This is a genomic window from Planctomycetia bacterium (genome assembly GCA_021413845.1).
Classification (GTDB): domain Bacteria; phylum Planctomycetota; class Planctomycetia; order Pirellulales; family PNKZ01; genus PNKZ01.
This window is the reverse complement of the sequence record JAIOPP010000082.1, coordinates 1-26,267: the sequence shown is the minus strand read 5'-3', so window position 1 is coordinate 26,267 and position 26,267 is coordinate 1. Positions and strand designations below refer to the sequence as shown.

Here is a 26,267-nt window from a genome sequence, read left to right as displayed (position 1 = left end):
GGATCCGAAGTATTCCTCGGCCGGCGGAGAACTTGTTTTCCAAAGCTATTGCTTCGGAGTCCGGTTACCGTATGCGGCGTCGATGTCGCGGGCCCAGTTCGGGTCGGCGAAGTTCGGCCAGCTGTTCTTGTCGAAGCTCGGGGCTTTTTCGAGTGTCGCCTTGTCGATGTTCAAGACGAGGTGGTACGAGTTCCCGTCTTTCGCCGAATCCAAAGCTTGGAACGGCACGGCGAACAACTTCTCGCCGACTCCGAGGAACCCACCGAACGACACGGCGACGTAGCCGATCTGCCCCTTGCTGATATCGAAGACGACGTCTTTCACTTCGCCCAGGTTTTCACCTTGCGAGTTCTTGACGTTCATGCCGACCAGCGCGGAAGCACGGGCCGTGGCACGCGGAGCCGGTTGAGCTTCGGTGCCGACCGCCGCAGGATAGAACTTATCCACATCGGCAGACCACTTGGCATCGCCGACGTTCGGCCAATGGGCGGTATCGAAGCCCGGGGCATCCTTCAACGATTCCTTATCGGCGTTCATCCGAATATGGTGCTTGTTGTTTACCGTATCGAGCTCGGGCTTCAAAGCATGCCACGGTACGGCGAACATCTTGTCGCCGACTCCGAGGAAACCACCGAACGAAACGGCGGCATAGGTGATTCGGCCGCTGTCGGTGTCGTAGACGATGTCTTCGATCTCGCCGAGTTTTTCGTTCTTCTGATTGTCGACATTTAGATCTTTCAAATCGCCGAAGCGGTAGATGACGGGACCGCTTGGAGCGGCTTTGTCTTCGGCGGAAACGAGGTTCGGCCCGACGAGGCCGAGGGCCAATAATGCGGCCAGCATCGATAAGCGAGTCATGTTCATAAGTGAATCTCCTGAGAATGAAACTGCCGGATTCGGCGAAACGAGAAATGGGCGTGCGACCGAGATCGCGATGACTTCCGATTAAGCAAGAAGTGTGCCGTTACGATCGCTACGCTTTTCCCTCTCGCGCCACCATACGGTTTTCGCCCTCGTTCGAGAGCGTCGCAAATGCCGTTAATGAGCGCGAAACCGACGTAAAAGAGAGACGCATCAAAAATCAGTAACCTTCGAAAGTGCCGGCCTAAACAGGCCCTACTGCTGAGGCTTGGCAGCAGACCGTCCAACCTGCTTTGCCGCCAACCGGTCGCCAGCTATCGCACTTGCCGGCCGATCGGCCACCAGGGCTCCGTCGCTCCTACGACATATGTTGATCGTGTTGCGAGACGTTCCATACTTCGTCGAAGCACGTCTTGCCGTGCGGCATAAGACTTGCCTTAGCTTTGTGCGGTTTCGACGGTTCGTTTGTTTCCGTGTCGGAGCCACCCACGAATTGAGAAAGATGAATCATGTCGAAGGGACATCGACGAGCACTCGATCCGGCGGTCGCAGCCGCCCACGATGCGTCGTTGCGCTATGCGAGCGATGACAAGCAAGGCATCACGCGCCACAGGGCCGGCAATGGCTTTCGCTATCTCGGCCCCACCGGCCGAACGCTCCGCAACGCGGAGACTCTCGCGCGGATTCGGGCTCTAGTTATCCCTCCGGCGTGGAAAGACGTGTGGATTTGTCCTTGGCCCAACGGCCATCTGCAAGCGACCGGGCGCGATGCCCGGGGGAGAAAGCAATATCGCTACCATGAGCGCTGGCGGACGTTTCGCGACGAAGAAAAATACGGACGAATGCTCCTCTTCGCTGCAACGCTGCCGCGCATTCGCCGCCGCGTGGCGCATGATCTTGCGCGGCGCGGCATTCCGCGCGAGCGCGTCTTGGCGACCATCGTGCGCTTGCTCGAAACAAGCCGCATCCGGGTCGGCAACGAAGAATATGCCCAAGAGAACGATTCCTACGGGCTCACGACGTTTCGCGATCGGCACGCCTCGGTTCGCGGTGACCGGATCCAATTCGAGTTTCGCGGCAAGAGCGGCGTAATGCATTCGATCGAGGTCGAAGATCGGCGACTCGCGAAAATCGTGAAGCGCTGCCGCGACTTACCCGGCTACGAGCTTTTCCAGTATCTCGATGAGCAGGTAGAGCGGCGCTCGATCGACTCAAGCGATGTGAACGATTACCTGCGCGAGATTTCCGGGCAAGACTTCACGGCGAAAGACTTCCGAACATGGAGCGGCTCGTTGCTCGCAGCCGCGGCCTTGACACGGCAGGCAACGCCTCCCTCCAAGACCGGTGTTCGTCGCGCTCTGGCGGCCGCGGTGAAGGAAGTTGCGGAGAGTTTGGGAAACACGCCGAGCGTTTGCCGCAAATGTTACATTCATCCGGCCGTAATCGAAGCGTATGAAGACGGCTCGCTCTTGCCTCTTCTGCGTCCGAAGTCGAAGGCGAAAAATGGAGCTTCGCGCGCCGGTTTGCGCCAAGACGAGAAGCGGCTGATCCATCTCCTGCAACTCTCGCTTCGTCCTGCGAAGAATAGATCGCAAGCCGGCTAAAGCGAAGACCGTATCGTGGGAACGATTGAAGGAGAGGAGAGCCGAGCAACACGAACGGGAAGTGCAGTATTCCCAATCGAAGTAGCCTGCGGCTGCGCTCTATTTCGGCAACTCGATCTGCACGGGGCGCTCGACCGGCAGCCCGAGCCGGCAACAGCCGAGATCAAGAAAGCTTTCGCTATCGGTCTCGTTGCGAACGACGAACACTTCGGGATGCAGCGAATATTCGACGAAGCGTCCTTGCTTAGTCGCCAGGACGAGGCCGGAATGCCTTAAGACGCCGAGATGGTGCGAAACCTTAACAACCGAATCCTTCAACTCTTCGGCCAACGCACCGACATGCTTAGGGCCCGACAAGAGCTTGGCGACGATTCGCAACCGCTCCGGGTCGGCGAGCGCCTTCAAGCGATCGGCGCACCACTGAAACTCTTCCGGCTCTTTCATCGTGTTCGGCGACCGTTGGCGAGAGGCTAATGGGAGCGTCGAGAATCGTCAGGACGATATTCAATTACGCAGCTTCACGATTGTAATTAAATTCCCCTCGTTTGACGACCTCGATTCACCCCGTTCTCGGCACGCAGCGGGTATTGTTTCCGCGAAATAAAGCAAGTCTTCGCGAGAAAATCAACGTCTCGCCCGACGACCGACGCTCCCCTCGGCGACGTGCAGCGGCAGTACGATCGCCGGCTCGCCGGCCGAGTTTTCTTCCGTCGCGAGAGACTCTCGGGGTTGCAGCGTTTGAAGCTCGCGAAGAATGGCGCCGTTGAGCACCGTCTCCATCGCCGCCAAGGCTCGCGCCACGACCGCGCCGTCGACGACACGATGGTCGTATACCAGTCGGACGTCGATGTCGCCGTTGGGTTGCATCACGCCGTAGCTGACTAAATAAGTAAGCGGGCAGAGAGGATGGAGCGATTCGGCCCCGAGCCCGGAGTAGACGCTGACGCCGAAGGTGCCGAAGTGGCGTGTCCGAAACTTGCCGACGCCGTTGAGAGCGAACCACCACATGCAATAACGGAGTGGCCACCACAGCCGCGCGACGAGCAAGCCCGTCCGCGCGATCAGCGAATTTCTGCGCGACGACCGCGAGAACATCTTCAAATGCCGATCCAGCGCGTGCAAGCTACGCTCGTCGGGCCGGTGCAGTTTGGCGAACGCCACGCACGACTCGCTTCCCTGTTGCTGTTCGACGGCCACCGAAGCGACGCTGACGTTCGATTGATACAAGAGGGGCCAAGGGCACTGGATATACGCACGCCGAAGTTCCGGACGCTCCGCCGCCGTCAGGGCGAATGCCTTCGTAAAGATCGCGCACCAGCCCGGCCGGCGCTTCGCGGCCTCGCGCGCATCGCGCACGGCGGCAAGGTTGATGCGTCGCTGGACGGGAATCGTCGGCAACTTGCGGGCGAAGTGCAGCAGATCGCAGATCAGAATCCGTTGCGGGCTCAGCGCCACCCACGACCCGCGGATCGCCGTGACCCTTTTCCAGAATCGGGCCCAACGGGTCATCCGTTTCGGGGCCACGGCCTGCGGCGTCTCGACAACCTCACCGTTTCTCGGCTGCATAAACTCAGGGCGAGCGGTAAAGAGGGATGGAGGAGGACGAGGGGGCAGTGGGTGGATGGGCACCCATTGCATTTGCGGTGCCGCAGCGAGTCGCAGTTTCGTAGCGACTACTATCATCCGTATTCCGACGAATTACGCTAGCTGCCGTTATATTTCACGGGAAATTTCCGTGATATGCAACGGCTTTTCCGCTCCGGGAGATACCGATCGACCGCGATCGCTCTCGCAAAGCCTTAAAACGGCCGAATTGCTCCCACTTGAAGACACGCTGCAAGTTCGGCATGCCAATCGCAAGACGACTTCATCGAACGGAAGGGATGTCGCTCATTTTGGTTCGTCGCTTTGTTTCGAGTGAAAGGAAACAGTCGTGAGCTCGGTCACTACGGATTCATTACCGTCGCATAGCGCGGCAAGTTTTCGATTGAAGCGAGCCGAAGATTTTCCGCCTGTTCCTTGTGCCGTACCGTTCTCGAACCATCGCGCGACCCAACCGGCGACCGATCACGGTTCGTTACCGATCGTCGAACAACCGATCATCATCCTCGTCAACACCGCACCCAACACCGACGCAGCGCTGACGGCTGCCATGGAGCGCGGGTCCGTATCGATGCCGGCGATCGGCTGGAGCCGCACGATACCCGAGGCCGCGCTTCCCGCAGTCCGCGAAATTTATACGCTACTGCGCAATCAATGCGGCTTCGGCGGCTCTTTCACGGCGCTGGCCGTCGAGAAGCGACATGCCGAAGACTCGCGGGATGCGCGCGGGCTGACGAGCTTGGAGTTTCGCGAGCTTTCCATCGATCCGGCTCGGCGCGAAGTGTGGGTCGAAGGTTCGCTCATCGGACTCACCAAGAGCGAGTTCGATTTGCTCTACGTCTTGGCGCAGCGGCCGGGTGTCGTGTTCTCGCGGCGCCAGATCGTGCTCGCATATAAAGGGGCCGACTATCCGGTCGACGACCGTTCGATCGACGTGCAGATGTTCAATCTGCGCCGAAAGATTCGCTCGGCCGGTTCCGTGCTGCAAACCATTCGCGGCGTCGGTTATCGCTTTGCCGGTCAATCTGCGTAAAAGCCGGCCGATCACTTAGCGCCGGTTATTTAGCGCCGGCGGCTTTGTTCCCGGGCGTTCCTTCGATCGCGGAGGTCGATGTCGTTGTCGGCGCAGCGCCGGCTTCCGGCGGCAGCGGAGCTTGGACTTCGCTCATCAGATAAGCCAGGAGGTTGCGAATCTGCACCGCACTCAAAGGCTGCAGCGCTCCTTCCGGCATGAGCGACTGTTTCGACAAAGCCCGCTCGTCGATATCGCTCTTGAGCAACGTCAGCTTCGCTTGCGCCGATTGCACGACTAGAGTTTCTTCGTTCTCGCTCGTCACGATGCCGCTCACGACACGGCCGTCGTTGAGCGTGAACATCGTCATCAAGAAGTCTTTATTCACGACGGCGCTCGGATCGACGATGTTTTCCAGTAGATAATCGAGATTCTTCCGATTCGCGCCGGTGAGGTCGGGCCCGATCTGCCCGCCGGAGCCGAACAGCCGGTGGCAAGAAGCGCAGCTCTTCACGAACAACGCGCGGCCTGCGCTCACCTCGGCCGAAGCGAGAGTGACGGGCGTGAGTTCGGTTTTCAGTTTCGCAATGAGTTGACGTTTGTCGTCGGGTGAGTCGCGCAACTCGCCCCAAACGTCGGAGAGTTGCTTCGACAGTTTGGGGTCGTTGAAGCCTCGAATTTGTCGGGCCTGGAACGGGCTTAGCTCATTGCGCGGGATCGTGCCCGAGGCGACTTGCTCTAAGAGATACCCGGCGAAACTCGGCCGCGACACCAAGGCCTCGACGACCGCCGAACGCTCCGAGACATGGAACGACCGATAGTTCGCGGCGAGTTGCTTGCCGATCGTCGGGTCGTCGAAGCGGGTGAGCCCGGCCAAAGCCGTCGTGTTAAGAAAACGAACTTTCAAGAGCGACTCGCAGACTTGGCGCAAGTCGTCGGGCTTGGCCTCGATCAACGATTCCAATGCCGCACGACGTTGCTCGATGCCGGCCTTGCCGTCGAGCGCCAGTCGCCGAACTTCGTCGAGCGCGCGGCCGTCGCCGAAGACCACGCCGATCGTCCGGAGCGCTTCCTGCACGTCGGCTGGAGCCGCGGTCATCGCCGAGGCGTAGGCGTTCCAATCCGCGGGTGCTTTCGCTTTGCGATGCCCGGCGAGCCCTTGCAGAACTCCGCGAACGACGTCGTATCGCACTTCCGCCGGCTTCTCTTTCGTCGCCGCGAGCAAGGCTGCGATCGCCGCCGGATTCTTCGCGAGAACTTCCGTCGAGCGTCGCGCGATCCATTGACGCACGCGCGGAATCTTCCCTTCCGCAGCCGTGGTCGCAAGCTTCTCCGGCGAAGCTTCGGCGATCGGAATCAAGCCGTACCAAACGAGCGGCGGTAGGTTCGCGTCGTCGGCATCCTCGGCGTGCGACAACAACGCATCGGCAAGGGCAACCCGCTGCTCGACCGGCAATCGCTGCAGCGCCGAAGCGCAGGCCAAGCGGACGAGCCCCGACTTGTCTTCCTTCGCAAGGCGCACGATCGCGGCGTAAGCGGTCGGCTCCAGCGGCTTAGTGCTGCGCACCTTCGCGGTCGGCGTGTCGAGCGGCAGTTTGTCGACCAACAATCGGACAGACCAGGTGCGCATGTGTTCGTCGGAATGCTTGAGCAGGTCGAGGTTGACCGCACCGTCTGTAGGCAGGAGGAATTCACCGAGCCAAAGTCCGCGCAGGCTTTGCGAAGTAAAAGCGTCGTCGAAGATCTGAGTCACCGACTTCCGATCGCGCGCCGCACGGTTGGCGAATTCTCGGGTCGCTTGCCTCGCCAGCCACTCGTTCGGCGAATCTTTGGCGATCGACCATAGTGCCGCTCCGTCGAGCTTCTTCAAATCCGGCGCCGGCACCGGCTTCGGGTTTCCATACGTCACCTTAAAGATTCGCCCTGAGTTGCGATGGACCCCGGTGTTCTCATGGCATTCGCCGGTGTCGTTCCAATCGATGAGATACACGCCGCCGTCGGGACCGTACGTTACTTCGACACCGCGGAACCAAGCATCGCTCGCGAATAGCATGTCGGGCTCATGCTTGCCGACGTAGCCCGAGCCGTGGCGCTCCAAACGTTCGACATTCATTCGCCGACCATGTTGGTTGAGCGTGAAGAGCTCGCCCCGATACTTCTCGGGCCATTGCAGGCCGCCGTAGATCGTCATGCCGACGTGTGCGTGGCCGCCGCCGAGTTGATCGTGAACGCCCCCCTGCTTGCGCGAATCGGTCCAATCTTTGCCGATGTCCCAATGCCAATGGTCGGCGTGCATCTCCATCGGTTCGTAAACGAGCGAACTCCCGTGGATCGTGTGTGGCCGGCGAAAATGCGCGCCGGGAATCATGTGCCAGAGATGGCCGTTCACGGTATTGATAAAAAACGTCTCGCCATGCTTGTCCCAATCGTGTCCCCAGGGGTTCGTCGTCCCGTGGCAGAGGGCGTCGAACTGCTTCGTTTGCGGATGGTAGCGCCACATCCCGCCGCGAATCGGTACGGCATACTCATCCGGAGCGTCGGCACGTCGTATGATTCCCGGCGCGCTTGCGCCGACGCGGCCGTACAGCCAACCATCGGGCCCCCAGCGCAGGCCGTTGGCGAAGTTGTGAAAGTTCTCCGGCGGTACCGTGAACCCTTCAAGCACGGGAACCGGCGGGCCGTCCGGTTTGTCGTCGCCATCGGCATCGGGAACGAAGAGCAACTGCGGCGGACACATGAGCCATACGCCCCCGAGACCGACTTCGATACTCGTCAGATGTTCGACGTTGTCGAGAAACACGCGGCGCTCATCGGGCTTTCCGTTGCCGTCGGCATCCGGGAGAATCAGAATCCGGTCGCGCAGGTCGGCGGCGAAGCGTTTCGGACGTTCCGCGTACGTGAAATTCTCTGCGACCCAAAGCCGGCCGCGTGTGTCCCAAGCCGTGGCGATCGGGTTCATCACTTCGGGCTCGGCCGCGAAGACGTCGACGCGAAACCCCTCGGGCACGCGAAACTTCTTCGCAGCCTCGGCGGGGTCCATGTGCGGGGCCGAGAGATCGGTTTCGCTGTCGTAAGGTTTTGGGAATTCGTCGGCGATGGTAAGAGCCGGCGGTGCGCAGGCGAACGCGCAGAGCAAGAGGGACAATGCGGCAACCCCATGCAGCGGGGCGACGGTTCGACGGCGAGGCATCGGGAAACTCCTTACGGACAGGCGCAGAAGAACCGTTATCGTCGTCGCCGAGCGTTCGTTTCGCAAGAGTCGCTCCCGAGGCGTTCGAAGAACGTCGCGTGCTGCCCGAAGGTGGCGGCACGTAGCCTATTTACTGCCAAGCAACTGTCCGTCGGTCGGGGTGCGAAACACGAAAGCGAAAGGAATTCCCCGCAAATCATCGGCGATCGGGGCTGCGCCTCTTGCTCCGTACCCCATTCATCTATAATCGAAAATCGATTTGTCGAGCTACTCTTTTCGCTTCGAGGCAACATGGGTACGAGGCCGGGCAACGCCGAGCAATGGTCGGATCAAGAACGCTGGCAGATCCTCATGGACACGGTCCAGGATTTCGCCATTTTCATGCTCGACGAGACCGGCAAGATCATCACTTGGAATCTCGGTGCCGAGCGCATCTTGGGTTACAAGGAAGAAGAGATCCTCGGCCACAACTTTTGCCAAATCTTCACGCCGAACGATTCCGCTTCCGAGCAGCCGGAGTTCGAGCTCGCGACCGCCAAGGAGAAAGGCCGGGCCGAAGACGAGCGCTGGCATGTGCGCAAAGATGGTTCCCGCTTCTGGGCGAGCGGCGTAGTCACTCCGCTCTGGGACGACGCCGGCAAGCTCCGCGGCTTCGCGAAAGTGCTCCGCGACATCACTGAGCGCAAGCGAACCGAAGAACGGATGGCCGAACAGAACCAACGCAAAGATGAATTTCTCGCGATGCTCGCGCACGAGTTGCGCAACCCGCTCGCGGCGATCGCGAATGCCGTGCAGTTGATCAAGCTCGAGCACGGCGGCAACCCTCCCGAGACCGTGCAGATCATCGAGCGCCAAGTCGACGGGCTCGAACGGATGGTGAGCGATCTCTCCGACGCCTCGCGCATGAGCGCCGGCAAGATCCAACTCCGCATCGGCCGCGTACGGTTGCAGGACGTCGTCGAGCGAGCCGCTGAAACGATTGCGCCGAAGTTCGAAGAACGGCGTCACGCGTTCTCCATCGCCATGTCGACGGCCGCGATTTGGCTCGAGGCCGACGGGAGTCGACTGGAACAAGTCTTTTGCAATTTGCTGAACAACGCCGTTAAGTACACGGAACCGGGAGGGAAGATTACGCTGGCCGTCGAGCGCCAAGGAAACGAAGCGATCGTGAGCATTCGCGATACGGGGACCGGTATCATGTCGGAAATGCTGCCGCGCATTTTCGATCTCTTCATCCAGGCCGACAACTCGTTGGAGCGCGCGCAAGGTGGGCTCGGCATCGGGCTCACGTTGGTCAAGCGACTCGTCGAGATGCACGGCGGCAAGGTCGAAGCCCGCAGCGAAGGGGTCGGGCACGGTAGCGAGTTCATCGTACGCTTGCCGGTCGTCGCCGAAACGGCGGTCGTGCTTCCGCCGGCACCTCAGGCAGCCGTTCCGGAGCCGCGCAAAGGCTTGCAGCTGTTACTGGCCGAAGATAACGTCGACACCGCGCTCACGCTCGGCATGTTGTTGCGCAAGCTCGGGCATGCGGTCGAAATCGTTCACGACGGCCCGGCGGCTTTGCGAGCCGTCGACGTGCGGAAGCCCGACGCCCTATTGCTCGACATCGGCCTGCCGGGGCTCGATGGATATCAAGTGGCGCAGCGCCTCAGGCAACATCCCGAGAACGCGGCGACCCGGCTCATCGCGATGACCGGCTACGGGCAAGAAGAAGATCTGGAAATGTCGCGCCGCTCGGGCTTCGATCACCACTTGGTGAAGCCGGTGAGCCTCGCCACGCTAAAAGAGTTGCTGGCGAAGTTGTCGCAGTAGCGATCGATTGCGCAGATGTGACGCACTCCTATCTCGGGATGCGCCGTGGGTCCGTGCCCGAAAGCGGAAAGTCATCGATGAACACGACGTCGAACGGGAGTTTTGCCATCCGTTCGTCGGCAGTCACGACTTGCACTCGTTCCGCTTCTCCCAACGCGAGATAGAGCGCATCATAGATGCCGGTTCGCGTTTCCTGAGAAATCCGGAACGCTCGCGGCAGCAAAGTTTGCGACGACATTAGCACCGGAGCGCTTGTCGTCAGATCGGCCAAATAGTCGTCCGCCTCGTCTGCGGAGAACTTGCCCTGCCGGTACCCTTTCGAGAGCACGTGAGCGATCTCGATGGAGAAAATATCCGGAGCGATCAATTCGATCGACCGGTGGATTTCATATTCTTCGCGGAGCAGCAATGCTCGTTCGACGTGGGGCTCGTCGAGCACCCACTTCAGAGCCACCGAAGCATCGAGCACGTACTTCATTCTTCGCGAGCAGCGCGTAATAGTTCGAGAGAGATCTCGTAGTCGAACTTTCGACGACGCGCCGCCGACCGCTCGCGAATCCGTTTCACCAATTCAGGATCCGGCTTCTTACCTTCGGCAACAGCGTCGAAAACGGCTTTCAGGTCGGGCTTATCACGATCTGGAACTGTACTCATACGCTTATTCTCGGATTCGATGACCGCACGATCTAAGAGATATTTCGGTTACCCAAGTCCTGCAAGATGAGTTTCAGTGGTAGCAGCATCGTGCTATCGCAACATGATGCCGTGATGCAAGGACTATTCCGCTTCGCCCCACACGCGCACTTCCCCGTCGTCGTGGAACTCGACGTGAATGACGTTCGGGCGGCAGCAGACCGGGCAGTCTTCGACATACTCCTGGCTCTCGCCGGCCGAGATGTCGACCGGCACCACGATCTCCTCGCCGCAAGCGTCGCAAACGTAGCTCGCCTCTTCGGCGACCGACGGCTGATGCAACTTCCGCTTGCGGCGTTTCTTCGCGGCCATCGCCTTAGCCGCCGATCAGCTGGAGTGCTTCCTCGACGACATGCTCCGGCGTGATGGCGAACTGCTTATACAGTTGCGGGGCCGGAGCGCTGGCGCCGAAGCTGCTCATGCCGACGAATTTGCCCTTCTCGCCGAGGTAACGATTCCAGCCCATCTCGACTCCTGCTTCGCAAGCCACGCGGGCCGTCACGTCGGACGGCAAGACGCTCTCGCGATACACCGCGTCTTGCTCGTCGAAGATCTCCCACGACGGAATGCTGACGACGCGGGCCTTGATCCCCTTGGCCGTCAACGTTTCGTAAGCTGCGACGACGAATTGCAATTCGCTACCGGTCGCCATGAGAATCACTTGCGGCTTCGCGTCGCCGCCGGCGAGCACATAGCCGCCGCGGGCCGCACCGGAAGCGGCTGCGTACTTCGCCCGATCCAAGGTCGGCAGGTTCTGCCGCGAGAGGACGAGCGCGACCGGCTTATCTTTCAACTTCATCGCCGAGCGATAGGCTTCGGCGACTTCGTTGGCGTCTCCCGGCCGGATCACGACCATGCCCGGCATCGCGCGCAGCGAAGCCAGATGCTCGACCGCTTGATGCGTCGGGCCGTCTTCGCCGAGGCCGATCGAGTCGTGCGTAAGGATGTAAAGCACCGGCTGTTTCATGATCGCGCTGAGCCGCATCGACGGGCGCATGTAGTCGGTGAAGACGAAGAACGTCGCCCCATAGGCCCGAACCCCGGAGAGGGACATGCCGTTGAGCGCCGCGGCCATGCCGTGTTCGCGAATGCCCCAATGGAAGTTGCGGCCGCCGTAACTTTCGGGCTCGAACTCGCCGGAACCTTCCGCGTTGAGGAACGTGAGAGTCGAAGGAGCCAAGTCGGCCGAGCCGCCGATCAACCAGGGAATCCTCGCGGCGACGGCATTGAGCACCTTACCCGACGACGCACGGCTCGCCATTCCCTTGGCATCGGCCGGGAAGGTCGGCAGGGCCGCTTCCCAGTCGGCCGGAAGCTCGTGTTGATGCATCTTCGTGAGCTCATCGGCTTCTTTCGGAAACTCTTTCGCGTATTTCTTGAACTTGCTCTTCCAAGCTTTGTGCAGCTTCGCGCCTCGCGCGCCGACTCCTTCGCGGAAGTGTTCGTACACTTCCGGCGGCACGGCGAAATCGGGCTGCGTCCATTCGTAGAACGCTTTGGTGAGCTTGATTTCGTCGGCACCGAGAGGTTCACCGTGGGCCTTGTGCGAGCCGGCCTTATTCGGCGAACCGTAGCCGATGCGGCTCTTCACGATGATCAGCGTCGGGCCGGTCTTCGTCTGGTTGAAACGCTTGAGCGTCTTCTGGATTGCGGCGACTTCGTTGGCGTCCTCCACATGCAGCACGTTCCAACCGTAGCCCTTGAAGCGCAGGCCGACGTTCTCGGTGAAGGCGAGGCTCGTGTCCCCTTCGATCGTGATCTTGTTGTCGTCGTACAACCAGACGAGGTTCGAGAGCTTAAGGTGTCCGGCGATCGAAGCCGCTTCGCTGGCGACCCCTTCCATTAAGTCGCCGTCGCTGCAGATGACGTACGTTTTGCCGTTGAATAGCTCGAAGCCGGGCTTGTTGTAGCGCGCGGCGAGCCACTTCTGCGCAATCGCCATGCCGACGCTGTTGCCGCAACCTTGCCCGAGCGGCCCGGTCGTCGTTTCGACACCGCCCGTCTCGCCGAACTCCGGATGGCCCGGGCAACGGCTATGCAATTGACGGAACTTCTTGATGTGCTCGATCGGCACGGCTGGCTCGTCGATCACATCGCCGTAGTGGTCGCACTGCTTCACTTCGGCGAGATGCAATAAGCTGTAGAGCAGCATCGAGGCGTGTCCGCACGAGAGCACGAAGCGATCGCGCGCGGCCCACGTCGGATCGGCCGGGTCGTAGCGGAGGAACTGTTGCCAGACGGTGTAAGCAACCGGAGCGAGCGCCATCGGCGTGCCCGGGTGGCCGCTATTGGCGGCCTGAACGGCGTCCATCGAAAGGGTGCGGATCGTGTTGATCGCCAGGTGCTCGATCCCCATGGCGGCGGCGACTTCGTGCGGCACCGCGGAGTTGGGCGCGACGGTCGGCGAGGTTTCGTCGGAGGTGACGGCGGACGACGTTTCTTCAATCGACATGATGGATCCTATAGTTTCCCGTAAGTAGGCTGCTCTTATTCATCAACCGCGCGTTCATCAACCCGCACGACATACCACTAACCCTTCGGCTCTCCCCTGCCCCGCCGGCAATCGGCGGGATGTCGGCCGCGATGGGCAACGTGTTCGCTAGGGGGCGAAATCGTGCTCGAGGTGCGCCGTCGGCGAGGCTGCCGGCGCTCCGGCCCGCCGTCGCTACGGCCACGAACCTGTCGAGTTTAGGGGAGCGGTCGAGGGTCGTCAAATGGGTGTTACCGTGAACCCGCAGCCTTTCACGGAAACCTTACAAAGCCTAAGCCTGTAAGAGGTTGCCGCTCGCGGCAATTGCCAAGCGGCCCCGCTCGACCTTACCGAAAGGTCAGCGAATGACCGTCCCCCCTTTTTCGAGCGGCCCAGGCTCGCGGGCCCGTTGCTGCTCGTACCAAGCGCGCCAACGGATCGCTCGTTCCGAGAGAGCCGGCAGCGGTTCGTCGGGGCGTCGCGTAACGTCGGTGCCTACGAGTGCGACCAAGGCGTCGACCGTCGTTTTGCGAACGCCGAGCGAGCCGTCTTCGAGTAGCGAGATGAGCGTCGGCAGAAAGACTCGGTCGCCGGATTCGCCCATGAACGATGCCGAACGCCGGCGCAGCTCCGGGTCGGCATCGTGTGCCAGTCGCTCGAAGGCCGCTGCGCCGCCGGTCGTGTGGTTGACGTACAACGTGCGAGCACTCTCGAAGCGTAGGTTGGTATCGCGCGAAGTCAGCAGCCGCTCGACCGGCGCGGGATCGACGACGAGCCCGGGATGCCCCAACGCCTTCACGGCCGAGAGGACGACGCCGACATGCGGATCGGAGAGCGCGGCGAGCAGCGGCGCGGCATAGCGGGCGTCGGGGTGTTTGCCGAAATGTTCGCACGCCATCCGGCGCACCTCGGGTGAAAGATGCGACATGCCGGCCAGCGCGAGTTCGCTCGATTGCCCGCTCACGTCGGCAGCAACGGCTGCGAACAGACCGCGCGACACCAAGCCGTCGGGCTCTTGCCGGCCGAGCTGCGCGATGCGCGCGACGATCAGCGGCCGGAGCGGATTCTCTTCGGCTAAGGCTGCGAGGCGATCCGCCGCTTGTCGTCGGTCGTTGATTTCGGGCGTTGCCAGCGCATCGACGGCCGCGAACGCCGGACCCTTCGTAGGCAGCACCTGGCGATAGACGGCGTCCGGAATCAACACTTCGCGCTCGAGCAGCAGCCGCTCCAGCGCATCGACCAAGTCGGTGCCGAATGTTTCCAACGTCGCTAAGGCCCTCGACGAAGAGCCGCCGGAAGCGGAGCCCGCCGCGCGGTTGAGTTCTTCCACCGCACGTTGCAATTGGTCGAGCCGTTGCGGCGTGAGCGCCAATGCCATCGACGGAGCCGGGCCTTGAGAGGCGGTGAGGAGCGCGGCGTGATTCGTGACGCCGAACTCGACGTCCCAAGCGTCTTCTAATTCGAGGACGAACGCCTCGCGCCGGTCGGCCGGCAGATCCGGCGTAAAGCCTTGAGCGCGCGGCCAGCGCCTCGCGAGTTGTTCGCCGGCGAGTCGACGAGTTTCATACGTCGGCTCGCGCATCGCCGAGAGCAAGACGGGCCCGGCGAGCGTCGACGGCCACGGCTCCATGGCGCCGACCGCGGCCTTGCGAACTTCGCCGCTATCGTCGGCCAAGTAGCGACGGGCCAGCGCCATTCCTTGAGCGTCCGGATGTTTCGTCAGACAGTGAGCGACGCTGCGCCGCACGCGCCACGCCTTATCGCCGGCAGCTCCGAATACTTTGTCGTAGGCGCCGAGATCGTTCAGCGCGAAGACCGCTTCGGCGCGGAGCACTTCCCCTTCGTGCAGCAACACGCGTTCGAGCGCCAGCACGGCGTCGGGACCGCCGTGGTGCCCGAGGCCGACGACCGCCGCGAGGCGTACGTCGGAATCGAAGTCTTGGATCGCGTTGCGCGCGAACTCGAGCGCGCGGGGATGACGCTTGGCGAGCAGCATGCCGATCGCCGCGGCGCGAACTTGCGGATTGGGATCGGCGCGCAAGTCGACGACGCCGGGCGACAACTCGGCCTGCGAGGTTCGCGACCACGCGGCGAGCGCTTCTTGCCGCGCGCCCAGGCTTGGCGCGCGAACCGCTTCGTCGAACCGCGGATCGGTCGCGGCATCGACATGCCGCCCCAGCGCGCGGATCAACGCGGCATGCAGCTCCGGCGAGTAGTTCGCGATGTTCGACGGATCGCAACGGCCGAAGCGATCGAGAAGGTTGCGCAGCGTCGGCACCGGAGAAGGCTTCGTGAGCCAGCCGAGCGTCTCGGCCGCGGCCTCGCGCTGCGGCAGCTTCAGTTCGATTTTCTCGACCGTTTCGACGAGCGGCTTTAGCGCTCGGCCGTCGCCCCATCGCCCCAGGCCGATCGCGGAGTTGGCACGGACCACGGCTTCGGGATGCTCGAGCGTCGGCAGCAGGTTCAGCCGTGCGGGGCCGGGTTGGTTGAAGATCGGCTCGAGCACGGGATTCACGTAGCGCGGCAACGTGGGATCTTGCAGCCGCCGCGGATCGGGGGCCGCGAGCACCCATTCGCTCTTTCCCAACAGCTCCGCATCGGCGGGAGTCGTTCCCATTTCGGCCTGGGCGACTTCCGGCTTCGGGCCGAAGCGATCGGCGACGATCTCGACCGGCCTCTGCAACCAGCCGCAACCGGAGAGCGAACAGAGAGCAAGCACGCTCCCTGCCCAGAGCGAGAATAAACAGTGCGGGAATAAAACCGCGCGGGAGCTTTCGACTCGGCGATTGCGCGGCGCATCGCAAGCGGGCGAATGCCATGGTCGCGAAGACGATAATCTCGAAAGCATTGGCACCGGCGCAACTCCTTTTGCACGCGTGCGACACGACGAACCGACTCGAGCGAATCTGCGGCACCATCCTAGTACCGTGCTTGCCCACCACTGATCATGACAGAGCTTCCGACCAACTTCTACCGCGGCGTGACCGAAGTCGTTCGGCCACCGGGCGGTTGATTGAGATCCACGGCATTCGGCGGCGGCGCGGCCAACTTGTTTTGTCCGGCCCACGTCGACAACTTCGTATGCTGCGCTACGAGATCGTTCACGAGTTTCTCTGGGGTCGCATTCGATCGTCCCAGCGCCGTGACCATCGGGTTGACATAGGTGTTGAGAAGCGTCGTCGCTTGCGTTTTGGTTTCGCCGGTGGCGATCTTCAACAAGCCGCGCGCTTCGTTGCGGCCGCCGAGACCGGTCGCGATGCAGTTCAAGTAGTAGGCGACCGCGTCGGCGAAGGCCTTCTTGTTCTCTTCGGTCGGCGTTTGCAACACGTCTTCCGGTTTCGTGAGATCGGCGATCGCTTCCGGGTTCTCGCGCGGCGAGCCGGCTTTCGTGATCGCCAGCGTCAGGTTGGTCAGCGCCTTCACGACATCTTCCGGCTTCGCCCCGGCGGCAATCGTGTTCGGGTCCATGTGCCCGATCGCCAAGGCGGCATCGCGGCGCAAGAACAGCGGTTGCTTTTCATCCGCCAAAATCGCTTGCAGAGCTTTCACGAATTCCGGTCGATTGACGTCGCTCCCTTTCGTCGACAGGCCCATCACGATCTGCATCGAGAGCTTTCGGAGCCAATGCAGGCCGTTTTGCGAGATTCCGGCAGGTAAGGCCGTGGCGGTGAGGTATTTCAGCGCCTCGGCCGCAATGGCCGGACGATTGGCGCCGCCGAGTTGCAGTTCCGTGTGGCGTGCCAAGCCGATGAACGCTCCCACACGCAACACTTCGGGCAGTTGCGTGCTTTGCGAAGCGCCGATCAGAATCGGTTCCGCGGCATCGAGCGGTGCGGCGGCCCGTTGCGTGACGCCGTCCGGCTCGATGCGATCGAGCTGCCCGAGCAGCAGCATCGCGTTGTAGCGGACGCCCAGAGAATACTCTTTGTCGGCAATCATCGCCGGAAGGTTCGCCAGCAACGTAGCGTTGATGCGGTCGTGTAGATCCGGGAGAGGTGCAGTGCCCGAGAGCTTTAATAGCTCGCGCGATTTGAGGAGCATGCGCCGCTGTTCGGGAGTGTCCTTGGCGTCTTTGGGCGGCCAGGTTAATTCGGAGATGCGATAGATCGTCCAAGTATCGACGTTATCGGTTTCTTGCTGACTCGCCGCTTTCCCTTGATTCAAGATCGGGATGACAAGCGCACGCAATTGCGTGGCAAGCTTGGGATTCTCCATCAACTTCGTCACGTCGGCGGGGGTCGAGCCGTCGGCCTTCACCCCTTGCGTCATGATCTTCGGTGCTGCGTCGACGGCCGCTTCTTGCGCTGCGGCGACTTCAACGAACGGACCCGAGACCGAAACGACCACGAGCGCAAAACCTACCGCCATCGCAAGGCAATGTTCGCGAGCAAAGGAAAAACAGCGGCGCGGCGATACCGGCATGAGGACGATCCTGAACAGATAGATGTGGGGCATGCACGAACGATCGGGCCGCGGCGATGAAGTGCACGGCGCGATCACCAACCAAACATACTTCGCGACGCGCTAGCGCGACGACGAGCGAAGTTCTCGAAACGAGCGGACGTTTCCTGACGCTATCCCGACTAACTCTAATGCTACTAACGATTTACATTTTAGACTAGCAGGCGATTCCGGGCCATGTCAAGTTTCTTGTCTGCGCTTCCGCTAGCTACGTGTTTGAAGAGGCGAAATTACCGTGGCGGGTCGGATGTCGGATTCGCGTTTCGGACGCGCAACCGAAGTGCCGGCAACGACTTCCCCGAATTCGTAACGGACTTGTAGCGTGCCTGCGAGCGATGAGGCGTACAATTAAGGTAGATGGAGAAACCTTATGCCGCACGCCTCGCAAAGCCAAGTCCTGGCCGATGTCGACTCTTTCTGCCGTGAGCTTCGACCGGCCGAAGAACTCTGTTACGTCGAGCATCGTTTTAACGCTCAAACCGTTCCGCTGGCCCATCGCTTTCAGATTCTCGGCATTCCGGTGCCGACGAAGTACGGCGGTCGGGGTGCCGATGCGCCGACCTATGCAAAGTGTCTTGCTCGGCTCGGACGCGAAGGGACCGGCGTCCGAACGTTCTTCTCCGGGCATACTTCGATCGGCCAGTATCCGATCATGAAGTTCGGCAACGAGGAGCAGAAGCAGCGCTACCTCCCTGCCTCGGTGCAAGGAAAATGTATTCTTGCGTTCGGGCTGACGGAGCCCGACGCCGGCTCGAACCCTTTGGAACTGACGACGACGTATCGTCGCGACGGCGACCGATTCCTTCTAAACGGCGTGAAGTATTTGATCTCGAACGGCGCGATCGCCGATGCGGTCGTGGCGTTCGCCTATCCGGCCGATAAGGAAGGGCGCGAGCGGCGCATGAGCGCCTTCATCGTCGACACGGCCGGCGAGACCTTCGAGCGCGAAGACATGCCGGCCAAGCTCGGCATGTTCACGGCGAACACCGGCATGTTTCAGATGAACGACCATCCGGTGCAGGTCGGCAACTTGCTCGGAGAAGAAGGAGAAGGCTTTCGCGTGGCGATGGGAACGCTGATCTCCGGACGCTTGAGCGTTGCCGCGGGATGCGTCGGCGTGATCGAAGATTGCTTGGACGAATCGCTGCGCTGGTGCCATGAGCGCAGCCAACACGGCAAGCCGATCGGCAAGCATCAACTCGTGCAAGCGCACGTCGCGCACATCGAAATGGCGCGGGCGGCGAGCGATGCTCTCGTCGAGCGCGCGGCGCTGGCGAAACAAGCGAGCGACGAAAACCCCAACGACAAAGCATTACACTCCGAAGCGGACCTACGCGTGGCCGAAGCGAAGTTCTTCGCTTCCAATGCCGCGTGGGATGCGGCCGATCGGGCCGTGCAAATCTTCGGCGGCCGAGGGTGGAGCGAGTTGTATCGCGTCGGCAGACACCTGCAAGACGTTCGCGTCTGCCGCATCTATGAAGGAACCGACGAGATCATGCAACTCAAAATCGCCGCAGCCCTGCTGGGCAAAGAGTTCGCCGCATTTTCCTAAAGTAGTAGACACGTTCCACGTTCCGTAACCATCGTGCGCCGACGCTTGTATAAACCTCGGCAACGCCTTCAAACCTCGCCGAGTTTCTCGTGCATCTGTCGCCAGCCGTGGCGGATCACTTGATCCGCCGCCGCTTTGACGAGGCCCGGGCTCACCGTCGCGACGAGCCCTTTCATTTCCGGCACTTCGGCTCGCCAAACGATCTTCGTCCCCGTGCCGTCGGCATCGATCTGCATCTGCGAAACGACTTTCATCGCGACGCCGATTCCTTGTGCGTCGATCTTGAGCGTCGCCGCGCTCGGCGGCGCGAGATCGTCGAGCGTGATCCGCAGCTTCATCGTGCCCCGTAAGAACGAGAAGCCGGGCCGAACCGTGCATTGCAACGTTCGCTCGTCGACACGTTCGGCCGACACCAAGTCCGGGATGCTGGCCGCAAGGCCGTCGAGATCGGTCAGGAGCGCGTAAACTTTCGTCGGTGGGGCGACGAAGCGTTCTTCACCGCCGAATTGCAGCGTTGCCATGATGCGCGTGCCTTGCTGGGATGCGTCGAACGGAAAGGCCCGATGTATTCTACGCAGGCCGCCGCTATCCGGCCGAGGCGACCGGTACGATTTCGGCGGCTCGGCGAAGTGCGGCGTTAGCGTCGAACTCGGGCTCCGGCGATCAATTGTCCGCCCCAGATCGAGCCGATGAAGATCATCCAGAATACGGACGCGAGTTGCTCGGCCGTATCGAACTCGGCCGTATAGATCGCGGCCGGCCACATGATGGTCAGGATCCCGAGCGCGGCGACGACGCAGATCATCGTCGTTCTCGGCCAGCCTTCGGCACAGCGAAACACGAGGAACAACGGCATCGTCGAGAGTGCGATCCACAGCGATGGCAGCCGGAGAATTACCCACCAGTCCGGAATGAAGGAAAGCCCGAAGCAGAGGATCGCGGCAAGGAAGTAGCCGCCGATCCAATTCGTCTCGCGAATCTCTTCGGTCGATAGCGCGAGCCGACCGAAGGGATGCAGCCGCAGCAAAAGATTGAACACCGGCCGAGCGAGCCAAGTGAAAATCGCGAAGACGATATACGCGATAATGATGACGTAGAGCACCGGCGCAAGCGCCGGATTATTGTCGGCAAGATTACCGAGAAATTTCTGACCGAAGTAACCGCCGATCACGATGGCCCACTGCGTTTGCGACGGCAGCTTCAACATCCAGAGCATGTAGCGCAGAAACAACGCATAGATCGGATTGCGTGCCTTCAACGCTTCGACGATGCCGACGCGCGCATATTCCATCGTCGGATCGAGTCGGAGCGCTTCGCGAAAATGCAGCATCGCTTCTTGGGGCTTGCGTGCTTCGAGCAACGCCCAGCCTTTGTTCGCATGGCTGAACGCATCTTCGGGATCGCGCGCCAAGGCGGCATCGATCGTTTGTCCCGCTTCGCTTCGTCGGCCGAGCTTCACGAGCGCCATCGCGCGGAAGTTGTTGCAAGCGACATGCTCCGAGTTGCAGCGCAGGCCCGTCTCGGCGGCCGTGAGAGCTTCGTTCCAACGACCGGCCTCGAAATAGAGCAAGGCGCGAAAGGCGTAATAGTCGGCATTCTCGGGATCGAGCCGAATCGCTTCGTCGGCCGAGCGCGCGGCCCGATCCGGATATTGCCGCTCACGCCAAACTTGAGCGAGCGCGAAGTGAACGTCGGCGGCATCGGGCGCGAGCCCCACGGCGGTCTCGGCTTCGCGCGTCGCTTCGTCGTATTCTTTGCGTTCCAACAAGCAGCGCGCGAGCAAGGCGTGGGCCTGCGGATCGCCGGCGTCTTCGGCGAGCGCAGCGCGAAACTCGCGCTCGGCCTCGGCCGTGCGGCCCAGGTTCAGCAGATGCATCCCGCGCAGTAGTCGAGCCGTCGTCATATTTTCAGATACTTGAGGATGTCGTCGTAAAGGCCCCCTTCGTTCGAATACAGGGCGTAATTGCGGGCCGTGGCGAACCACTCTTTCGTCGAGACGCGCACTTCGCTCGCGGCCGCTGCGAGGTCTTTCGTCGTCAGCGGTTTGATGGTGCCGCTCGCAAGGGCCTCGCGCAACTTGCGCTCGATCGCGATATCGAGCACCGCCTTGAGATCGGCACCGGAGAACCCCTCGGTCTTTTTGGCGAGGTGTTCGTGGTCGATCGTTTCGGTCGGTTTGCCTGTGCAAAGAATGCGTAGCACTTCGGCCCGGGCTTTCGCATCGGGCGGGGGAACGAACAAGATTCGATCGAAGCGCCCCGGCCGGCGAAACGCCGTGTCGAGATGCCAGGGCGCGTTGGTCGCCGCCAGGATCAGGACTCCTTCGTTCGACGATTGCACGCCGTCGAGCTCGGAAAGAAATTGATTGATCAAATGCCGTCCGGCCGCTTGTCGCATGTCGGTGCGGCTTGCGCCGAGAGCGTCGACTTCGTCGAAGAACAACACGCAGGGGCGATTGCGCCGAGCGTGCTCGAAGAGTTCGTGCAGCTTATGCTCGCTCGAGCCGATCCACATATCCAAGACGTCGTTGATGCCGACGGCGAGAAAGTTGGCCTTCACTTCGCCGGCCGTGGCGCGTGCGAGGTGCGTCTTGCCGCAGCCCGGAGGTCCGTACATCAGGATGCCGCCGCCGACCGCTTTGCCGTAGGCTTTGAACATCTCCGGATGCGCGAGCGGCAAGATGATCTTCAGGCGAATCTCTTCTTTCAGCTTGTCCATGCCGCCGACGTCGGCGAAATCGATCTTCGGTCGTTCGAGCGGCGCATCGGCTTCGGCATCTCCGCCGTCGTCGTCCCACGATTGCCGCACGCGCCCTTCGACGACTTCGCTTTCCTTCGGATCGGCGTCGATTCCTAACTGCGAAGCGAGTCCGACATCGGCCGCTGCAGGATCTTCGTCGATGGCCTGGCGGTATTGATGCACGGCTCGTTGCACTTCGCCGGCACGCAGCAACAATCGGGCGTGAAGGATCAGCACGGCGGCGGCCGGTGACGGAGCTTTCAACAAGTCTTCTACGACGACCAGCGATTGCGTGTTCTTGCTCTGATGATAAAAGACTTCGGCCAGCCCGAGCTTAAGCGCAGGATCGTTCGGGCTCCGCTGCAAGCCTTGCTTGTATTCGGCCTCGGCTTCGTCCCCCCGACCCAGGCTCAGGAGCGTGGCCGCGAGATGCCGGCGCAGCGGCACGTTGTCGGGCGACAGACGAAGCGCCTCGCGCAACGGACCGACCGGATCGGAACCGAACGACATGGGCGGGGCTCCCGAGATCTATGAGCGAAGTGAGCGGAACGAACGAACCTTCTTGCAGCAACTTTACGATGGGCGCGGAAAACGATCGATCGAAACCGCCGACCGGCAAGATAACCCGACGCGATCGCGGGGAGATCTTAGTCGGAAAAGGAGCTTGGGCGAGAGGCGAATTCGCTGTTCTAAAGGTCGCCGGCGGAAGAGACAAGCCACGGAAGCCGGAGGCGTGGGCCTGTGAAACGCTTCCGCCGCTGCTGCTTGAGCGCCGAGAAAGCCGAATATTACGAGGAAAACAAGAGGTTCGCGGTCGCGGCGAACCTCGCTTGTCTTCATCCCCCGAGGTTTGTAACATTGTGAGTTCTGGTTCCGGAGGATAAGCGAACTGGCCAGCGGTCTGACTCGAAATCAGATGCCCAGCAATGGGTTGTGGGTTCGAATCCCATGTCCTCCGCTTGAGTAAGTGCTTAAATCAAAAGGGGTTCGACCTTAGGGATCGGCGGCGATTGAGGGGCGACCAATGCCCAGTGCCCCTCGTACTCGGCCCCTTCGGCGATCCAGCGGCGGAGAATTTCTTTTTCCCGCGCGGTCAGGCTTTTGTTCGATGTCGGCGGTGGCATGAGCTCATCGGCGGCGGAACTAATGCGTTCGATGATTCGGCTATCGTCGGGCTTACCCGGAACAAAGGCCTTGGCTGCAATTGCGTCGTCTCGCAGATCAAGTCGCAGATCGGCTTGGCGATGCGCCGCGTCCGGGCCGTGGCAGTAAAAACAATTCTCCGACAAAATCGGACGCACTTCATGATTGAACGAAACGCGGTCGTCGGCGACGGCCGCGGCACAGGTCAGTAGACAAACGGTTAAGGACGCGAGGAGCTGTTTCATCAATACGGTCTCGAGAGCGAATCGCATGGCTGGTGCGTTGGAATAATCTAATTCTTTTCGGAGCCGTTACATCGACCGTCTCCCGGATCTTGGCGGCGAAAGCTTACGAAAGCCACTCCGGCAATCAGACAGCACGTCACATGCCTCTTGGCTGATGCATTCATCTGATTGATTCCTTCGTCGTTAGATCTGACTTCTTCTCATGCTGCTCGCGGCAGTGTTCCTCATCCCACAGCCGGACATCCTCGCCCGAATTTTCGGCTTGCCTCATGAGGACGCCGGCGATGTCCCGCCATCGGCCGAATGCTTTCTCCGACTCCAGTCGGGAATCCCATTTGCCGTCCTCTAGTCGGAATACGACATTTTCATTGGAATCTCGTTGCCGTGGCTTTTAGTCTGCTAGTTCATGAATCGTGTTGTGGATGACTCCCGGCACGGGCACTCCGTCGGCGGATCCAAACTCGTACTTAATTTCCATGCACCAGGTGGGGCGAATGCCCGGCACGTCGAGGAGCACCGTCTTGCGGTCCGGCGAGAGCGTGGCGCTGCGAACGTCGAGCGGTTTTTCGTCGAAGTGCTTGGAGCCGTATTGGGCCGTTCGTTTGAGAGACCAAGTTTTGATCCGCACCTTGCCGGCCGCGACGGTCTTGGGATCGAGCGGTTCGGTGAAGTTGAGGCTGATGCCCGACTTCGTCGCCTGCAACCCGATGGGTAAGTGAATCGGCCGGCCCGTCGCCCGCAGTCGATACAGTCCTCCTGGCTGCGTCGCGCTGCCGGCCCAAGCGAACATGCCGCACAAATAGAGTTGTCCCTCGGTCGGATGAAATCGACCGCGCATCACGCCGGTGGGAAACGGCGGCATCGGCAACGCGATCATCCCGCCTTGCATTTTGCCGCGAACCCGCTCGTGAGGAACGAGAAACACTTTGCCGTTGCCATACGAGAGATTCAGCAGCGACCCTTGGAGCGGCCCCCAGCGATTATTTTCGACCCACAGCAGCTCGGCCGGTGAGCGGTCGAAGGCGTTGGTGATCCAGCAGAGCGGCGGCTCCATCGCCGCGTCGGAAGAGTCGGTCACGTCGGTATAGCCGAACATGTTGCCGTAGAACTTCGGCTTGCCCGACGGTGCGAGCGTAACCCAGTTGATGCGATTCTTCGGGTTCCAAAATCCCTCTTGATCGGTGACTACGAACGAACCGTCCGGGTTGAGGCAGACGCCGTTCGCAGCGCGAAATCCGTTCGCCAAGATGTCCGTTTGCGAACCATCGCGGCTGACTCGCAATAACGTGCCGTGATGCGGCACGACGGCCGGCAACGCATGTCGTCCCGACTTGGCATAATAGAAATTTCCGGCGGCGTCCGTCTGTAGTCCCATGGCGAATTCGTGGAAATGCTCGGTGACTTGGTGATCGTTGTTCAAGCACTCGTAAAAATCGGTTTCACCGTCGCCGTTGAGATCGTGCAGCACGGCGAGTTGATCGCGACAGATCACGTGAATCTTCGACCGACCAGACGTCGCCGTCCCAGGTGCAGACGGCGATGCGGCCGTCGGGGAAAAAGTCGAGGCCGGTGAACCGCATTTGCGCCAACCAGGGATTCGCCGTCGGTGCGGTCAACACGTCGACAGCGAACGGGCCGACGTCGGAGCCGATCGCGGCTTGGGCTTGCAGCTTCTGCGGCCAGTGCGGCGGGCCCCCTTGCGTCAGCGGTTGCAAATCCAAATCCGACTCGGGAACGACGTCGAGCCATTCGCTCGGCTGCGACTTCGCGACCGCAGCCGGATTTTCTTTTGCGACGGCGGTCGTCCAGACCGTGAAGCGAAGCGGCTCCTTTCCGACTGGAATACGGAGCCGCAATCGTCCCTCTTCGGCGATCCACGTTGCCGACGTGCTCGCGGGGGAAAAGCCGGCTCGTAGCGGTTGGAATGATGAACTCTTCGACGGCTCTAACTTCAACGGCGCAAACAGCACCACGGTGTCCTGTGTGTCGGCGATCTCCGAGAGCTGCGCATCGGCCGTCGGATGCTCGGCGATCTGGAGCACCAGATCGCGGTCGCGCGGCCCGATGTTGAGCGTGCGCAGAAAGATCGGGCCATGCGACGATTCGTCGGCGCTAAGCACCCGCGGCAGCTCAAGCACGCCGGTCGAACCTATGCTATAGGACAGCACGACTTGTTGCCCGTGATGGTACAGCCCGCGAAACTTGGCCCAGTCGCGCGGTAGCGGGCCATAGCGTCGACCATCGCGTCCCTCGACCCGACGGTCGTCACGAAACGAGCCGGTCGCATCTCCCCATCCTGGCCCGAAGGAGTTGGCCAGCGCGATCGGTCCGACGAGACGCGGATGTCTGTTGTGCTCACCGTTCAACTGAATGCCGCGCCAATCGATGAAGTTGCTTTCCTGACCGGCGGCGCTCCAAGCCGCGGCGACGCGCAGCGTGTCTGCGTCGTACAGCATCCAATGTCGACCGCGCGAAATGCCGCCGGAGCCGGGATCGAGTCGCACGGCGATTCCCTTATATGCCAAGTTCGGGGCCGCACCCGGCACTTCGTAGGTGTGCGTTAGATTGGGACCGTAGTCCATCGCGCTCCACGGCTCGATCTTGCTCGGCTCGGGTCCGCGCGTGTTGCCGACGGGAAGTCGTGCAAGGTAAGCGTCGTCGATCGGCACAAACTGCGACGGATTGTGCGGCTTGAGATAGGTTTCGCGAAGGTAGTGAATGACGTCGTACTTTTGCGACGGCACTGACCTGCCCCCACGCGTGATACCAAGTGTTGCGTTAGTTTCTTCAAGAATCAAGCTTGGTCTTTTCGCGGAGCGCAGCGTAGCGAAAAGACCAAGCTTGAACGGCCTCGGGTGCCGGGGGTCGATAGCCCAACGAGCT

20 protein-coding genes and 1 tRNA gene are annotated in these 26,267 nt (G+C 61.3%); 5 read left to right on the top strand and 16 right to left on the bottom strand.

Annotation, left to right across the window (positions count from 1 at the left end; all coding sequences use genetic code 11):
• Positions 1–45: 45 nt before the first annotated feature.
• The gene (locus K8U03_14590) at positions 46–864 is read right to left on the bottom strand and encodes a PRC-barrel domain-containing protein (protein ID MCE9606121.1); all 819 of its coding nucleotides are present in this window, start codon (positions 862–864) and stop codon (positions 46–48) included.
• A gap of 506 nt (positions 865–1,370) precedes the next feature.
• On the opposite strand from K8U03_14590, the gene K8U03_14585 reads away from it, so the two are divergent.
• The gene (locus K8U03_14585; protein ID MCE9606120.1) at positions 1,371–2,465 is read left to right on the top strand and encodes a DNA topoisomerase IB; all 1,095 of its coding nucleotides are present in this window, start codon (positions 1,371–1,373) and stop codon (positions 2,463–2,465) included.
• Positions 2,466–2,564: 99 nt separating this feature from the next.
• Here K8U03_14585 and K8U03_14580 read toward each other — a convergent pair whose 3' ends face one another.
• Together K8U03_14580 and K8U03_14575 are read right to left on the bottom strand one after the other, a co-directional pair.
• A complete protein-coding gene (locus K8U03_14580) occupies positions 2,565–2,909 on the bottom strand; it encodes a metalloregulator ArsR/SmtB family transcription factor (protein MCE9606119.1) in 345 nt (114 codons plus the stop codon).
• Between the two features lie 180 nt (positions 2,910–3,089).
• Complete coding sequence (locus K8U03_14575; protein MCE9606118.1) at positions 3,090–4,148, bottom strand: hypothetical protein; 1,059 nt, start codon at positions 4,146–4,148, stop codon at positions 3,090–3,092.
• A 250-nt stretch (positions 4,149–4,398) separates the two neighbouring features.
• Between K8U03_14575 and K8U03_14570 the strand changes: the two genes are divergently transcribed.
• The gene (locus K8U03_14570; protein MCE9606117.1) at positions 4,399–5,100 is read left to right on the top strand and encodes a winged helix-turn-helix domain-containing protein; all 702 of its coding nucleotides are present in this window, start codon (positions 4,399–4,401) and stop codon (positions 5,098–5,100) included.
• Between the two features lie 25 nt (positions 5,101–5,125).
• Here the strand turns inward: K8U03_14570 and K8U03_14565 are convergent, their stop codons facing one another.
• Positions 5,126–8,269 (bottom strand): c-type cytochrome, encoded by a 3,144-nt coding sequence (locus K8U03_14565; GenBank protein ID MCE9606116.1) that lies wholly within the window; start codon positions 8,267–8,269, stop codon positions 5,126–5,128.
• Between the two features lie 291 nt (positions 8,270–8,560).
• Here K8U03_14565 and K8U03_14560 point away from each other — a divergent pair, with 291 nt between their 5' ends.
• Complete coding sequence (locus K8U03_14560; GenBank protein MCE9606115.1) at positions 8,561–10,081, top strand: PAS domain S-box protein; 1,521 nt, start codon at positions 8,561–8,563, stop codon at positions 10,079–10,081.
• A gap of 28 nt (positions 10,082–10,109) precedes the next feature.
• Here the strand turns inward: K8U03_14560 and K8U03_14555 are convergent, their stop codons facing one another.
• The 6 genes from K8U03_14555 to K8U03_14530 all read right to left on the bottom strand — a co-directional run bounded on the left by K8U03_14555 (position 10,110) and on the right by K8U03_14530 (position 17,666).
• Positions 10,110–10,559: a type II toxin-antitoxin system VapC family toxin gene (locus K8U03_14555; protein MCE9606114.1), complete on the bottom strand. Its 450-nt coding sequence runs from the start codon at positions 10,557–10,559 to the stop codon at positions 10,110–10,112.
• A complete protein-coding gene (locus tag K8U03_14550) occupies positions 10,556–10,735 on the bottom strand; it encodes a hypothetical protein (protein ID MCE9606113.1) in 180 nt (59 codons plus the stop codon). The genes K8U03_14555 and K8U03_14550 overlap by 4 nt, the downstream gene beginning before the upstream one ends.
• Positions 10,736–10,858: 123 nt before the next feature.
• A complete protein-coding gene (locus K8U03_14545) occupies positions 10,859–11,086 on the bottom strand; it encodes a CPXCG motif-containing cysteine-rich protein (protein ID MCE9606112.1) in 228 nt (75 codons plus the stop codon).
• 4 nt (positions 11,087–11,090) lie between these two features.
• Positions 11,091–13,130, bottom strand: coding sequence for a transketolase (tkt, locus tag K8U03_14540; protein MCE9606111.1), 2,040 nt, complete (start codon positions 13,128–13,130; stop codon positions 11,091–11,093).
• A gap of 472 nt (positions 13,131–13,602) precedes the next feature.
• Positions 13,603–15,963, bottom strand: coding sequence for a HEAT repeat domain-containing protein (locus K8U03_14535; GenBank protein MCE9606110.1), 2,361 nt, complete (start codon positions 15,961–15,963; stop codon positions 13,603–13,605).
• Between the two features lie 251 nt (positions 15,964–16,214).
• On the bottom strand, positions 16,215–17,666 hold the full coding sequence (locus K8U03_14530) for a hypothetical protein (protein ID MCE9606109.1): 1,452 nt from the start codon (positions 17,664–17,666) through the stop codon (positions 16,215–16,217).
• Positions 17,667–18,075: 409 nt separating this feature from the next.
• On the opposite strand from K8U03_14530, the gene K8U03_14525 reads away from it, so the two are divergent.
• Positions 18,076–19,257 carry an acyl-CoA dehydrogenase family protein gene (locus K8U03_14525; protein ID MCE9606108.1) on the top strand — a complete coding sequence of 394 codons (1,182 nt, stop codon included), beginning with the start codon at positions 18,076–18,078 and terminating at the stop codon, positions 19,255–19,257.
• A 68-nt stretch (positions 19,258–19,325) separates the two neighbouring features.
• Here the strand turns inward: K8U03_14525 and K8U03_14520 are convergent, their stop codons facing one another.
• The 3 genes from K8U03_14520 to K8U03_14510 form a co-directional block, all read right to left on the bottom strand.
• Positions 19,326–19,778, bottom strand: a complete 453-nt coding sequence (locus K8U03_14520; protein ID MCE9606107.1) for an SRPBCC family protein — start codon at positions 19,776–19,778, stop codon at positions 19,326–19,328.
• 116 nt (positions 19,779–19,894) lie between these two features.
• Positions 19,895–21,160: a tetratricopeptide repeat protein gene (locus tag K8U03_14515; protein MCE9606106.1), complete on the bottom strand. Its 1,266-nt coding sequence runs from the start codon at positions 21,158–21,160 to the stop codon at positions 19,895–19,897.
• Entirely contained in the window at positions 21,157–22,506 is a 1,350-nt protein-coding gene (locus K8U03_14510; protein ID MCE9606105.1) for an ATP-binding protein, read from the bottom strand. Before K8U03_14510 ends, K8U03_14515 begins: the two co-directional genes overlap by 4 nt.
• 365 nt (positions 22,507–22,871) lie before the next feature.
• Between K8U03_14510 and K8U03_14505 the strand changes: the two genes are divergently transcribed.
• Positions 22,872–22,954, top strand: a tRNA-Ser gene (locus K8U03_14505).
• 13 nt (positions 22,955–22,967) lie between these two features.
• On the opposite strand, the gene K8U03_14500 is transcribed toward K8U03_14505, so the two are convergent.
• From K8U03_14500 to K8U03_14490, 3 genes are all read right to left on the bottom strand, one after another.
• Positions 22,968–23,384: a hypothetical protein gene (locus K8U03_14500; GenBank protein ID MCE9606104.1), complete on the bottom strand. Its 417-nt coding sequence runs from the start codon at positions 23,382–23,384 to the stop codon at positions 22,968–22,970.
• A gap of 391 nt (positions 23,385–23,775) precedes the next feature.
• Positions 23,776–24,876 (bottom strand): hypothetical protein, encoded by a 1,101-nt coding sequence (locus K8U03_14495; GenBank protein MCE9606103.1) that lies wholly within the window; start codon positions 24,874–24,876, stop codon positions 23,776–23,778.
• Complete coding sequence (locus K8U03_14490; protein MCE9606102.1) at positions 24,824–26,128, bottom strand: hypothetical protein; 1,305 nt, start codon at positions 26,126–26,128, stop codon at positions 24,824–24,826. Before K8U03_14490 ends, K8U03_14495 begins: the two co-directional genes overlap by 53 nt.
• Positions 26,129–26,267 lie beyond the last annotated feature (139 nt).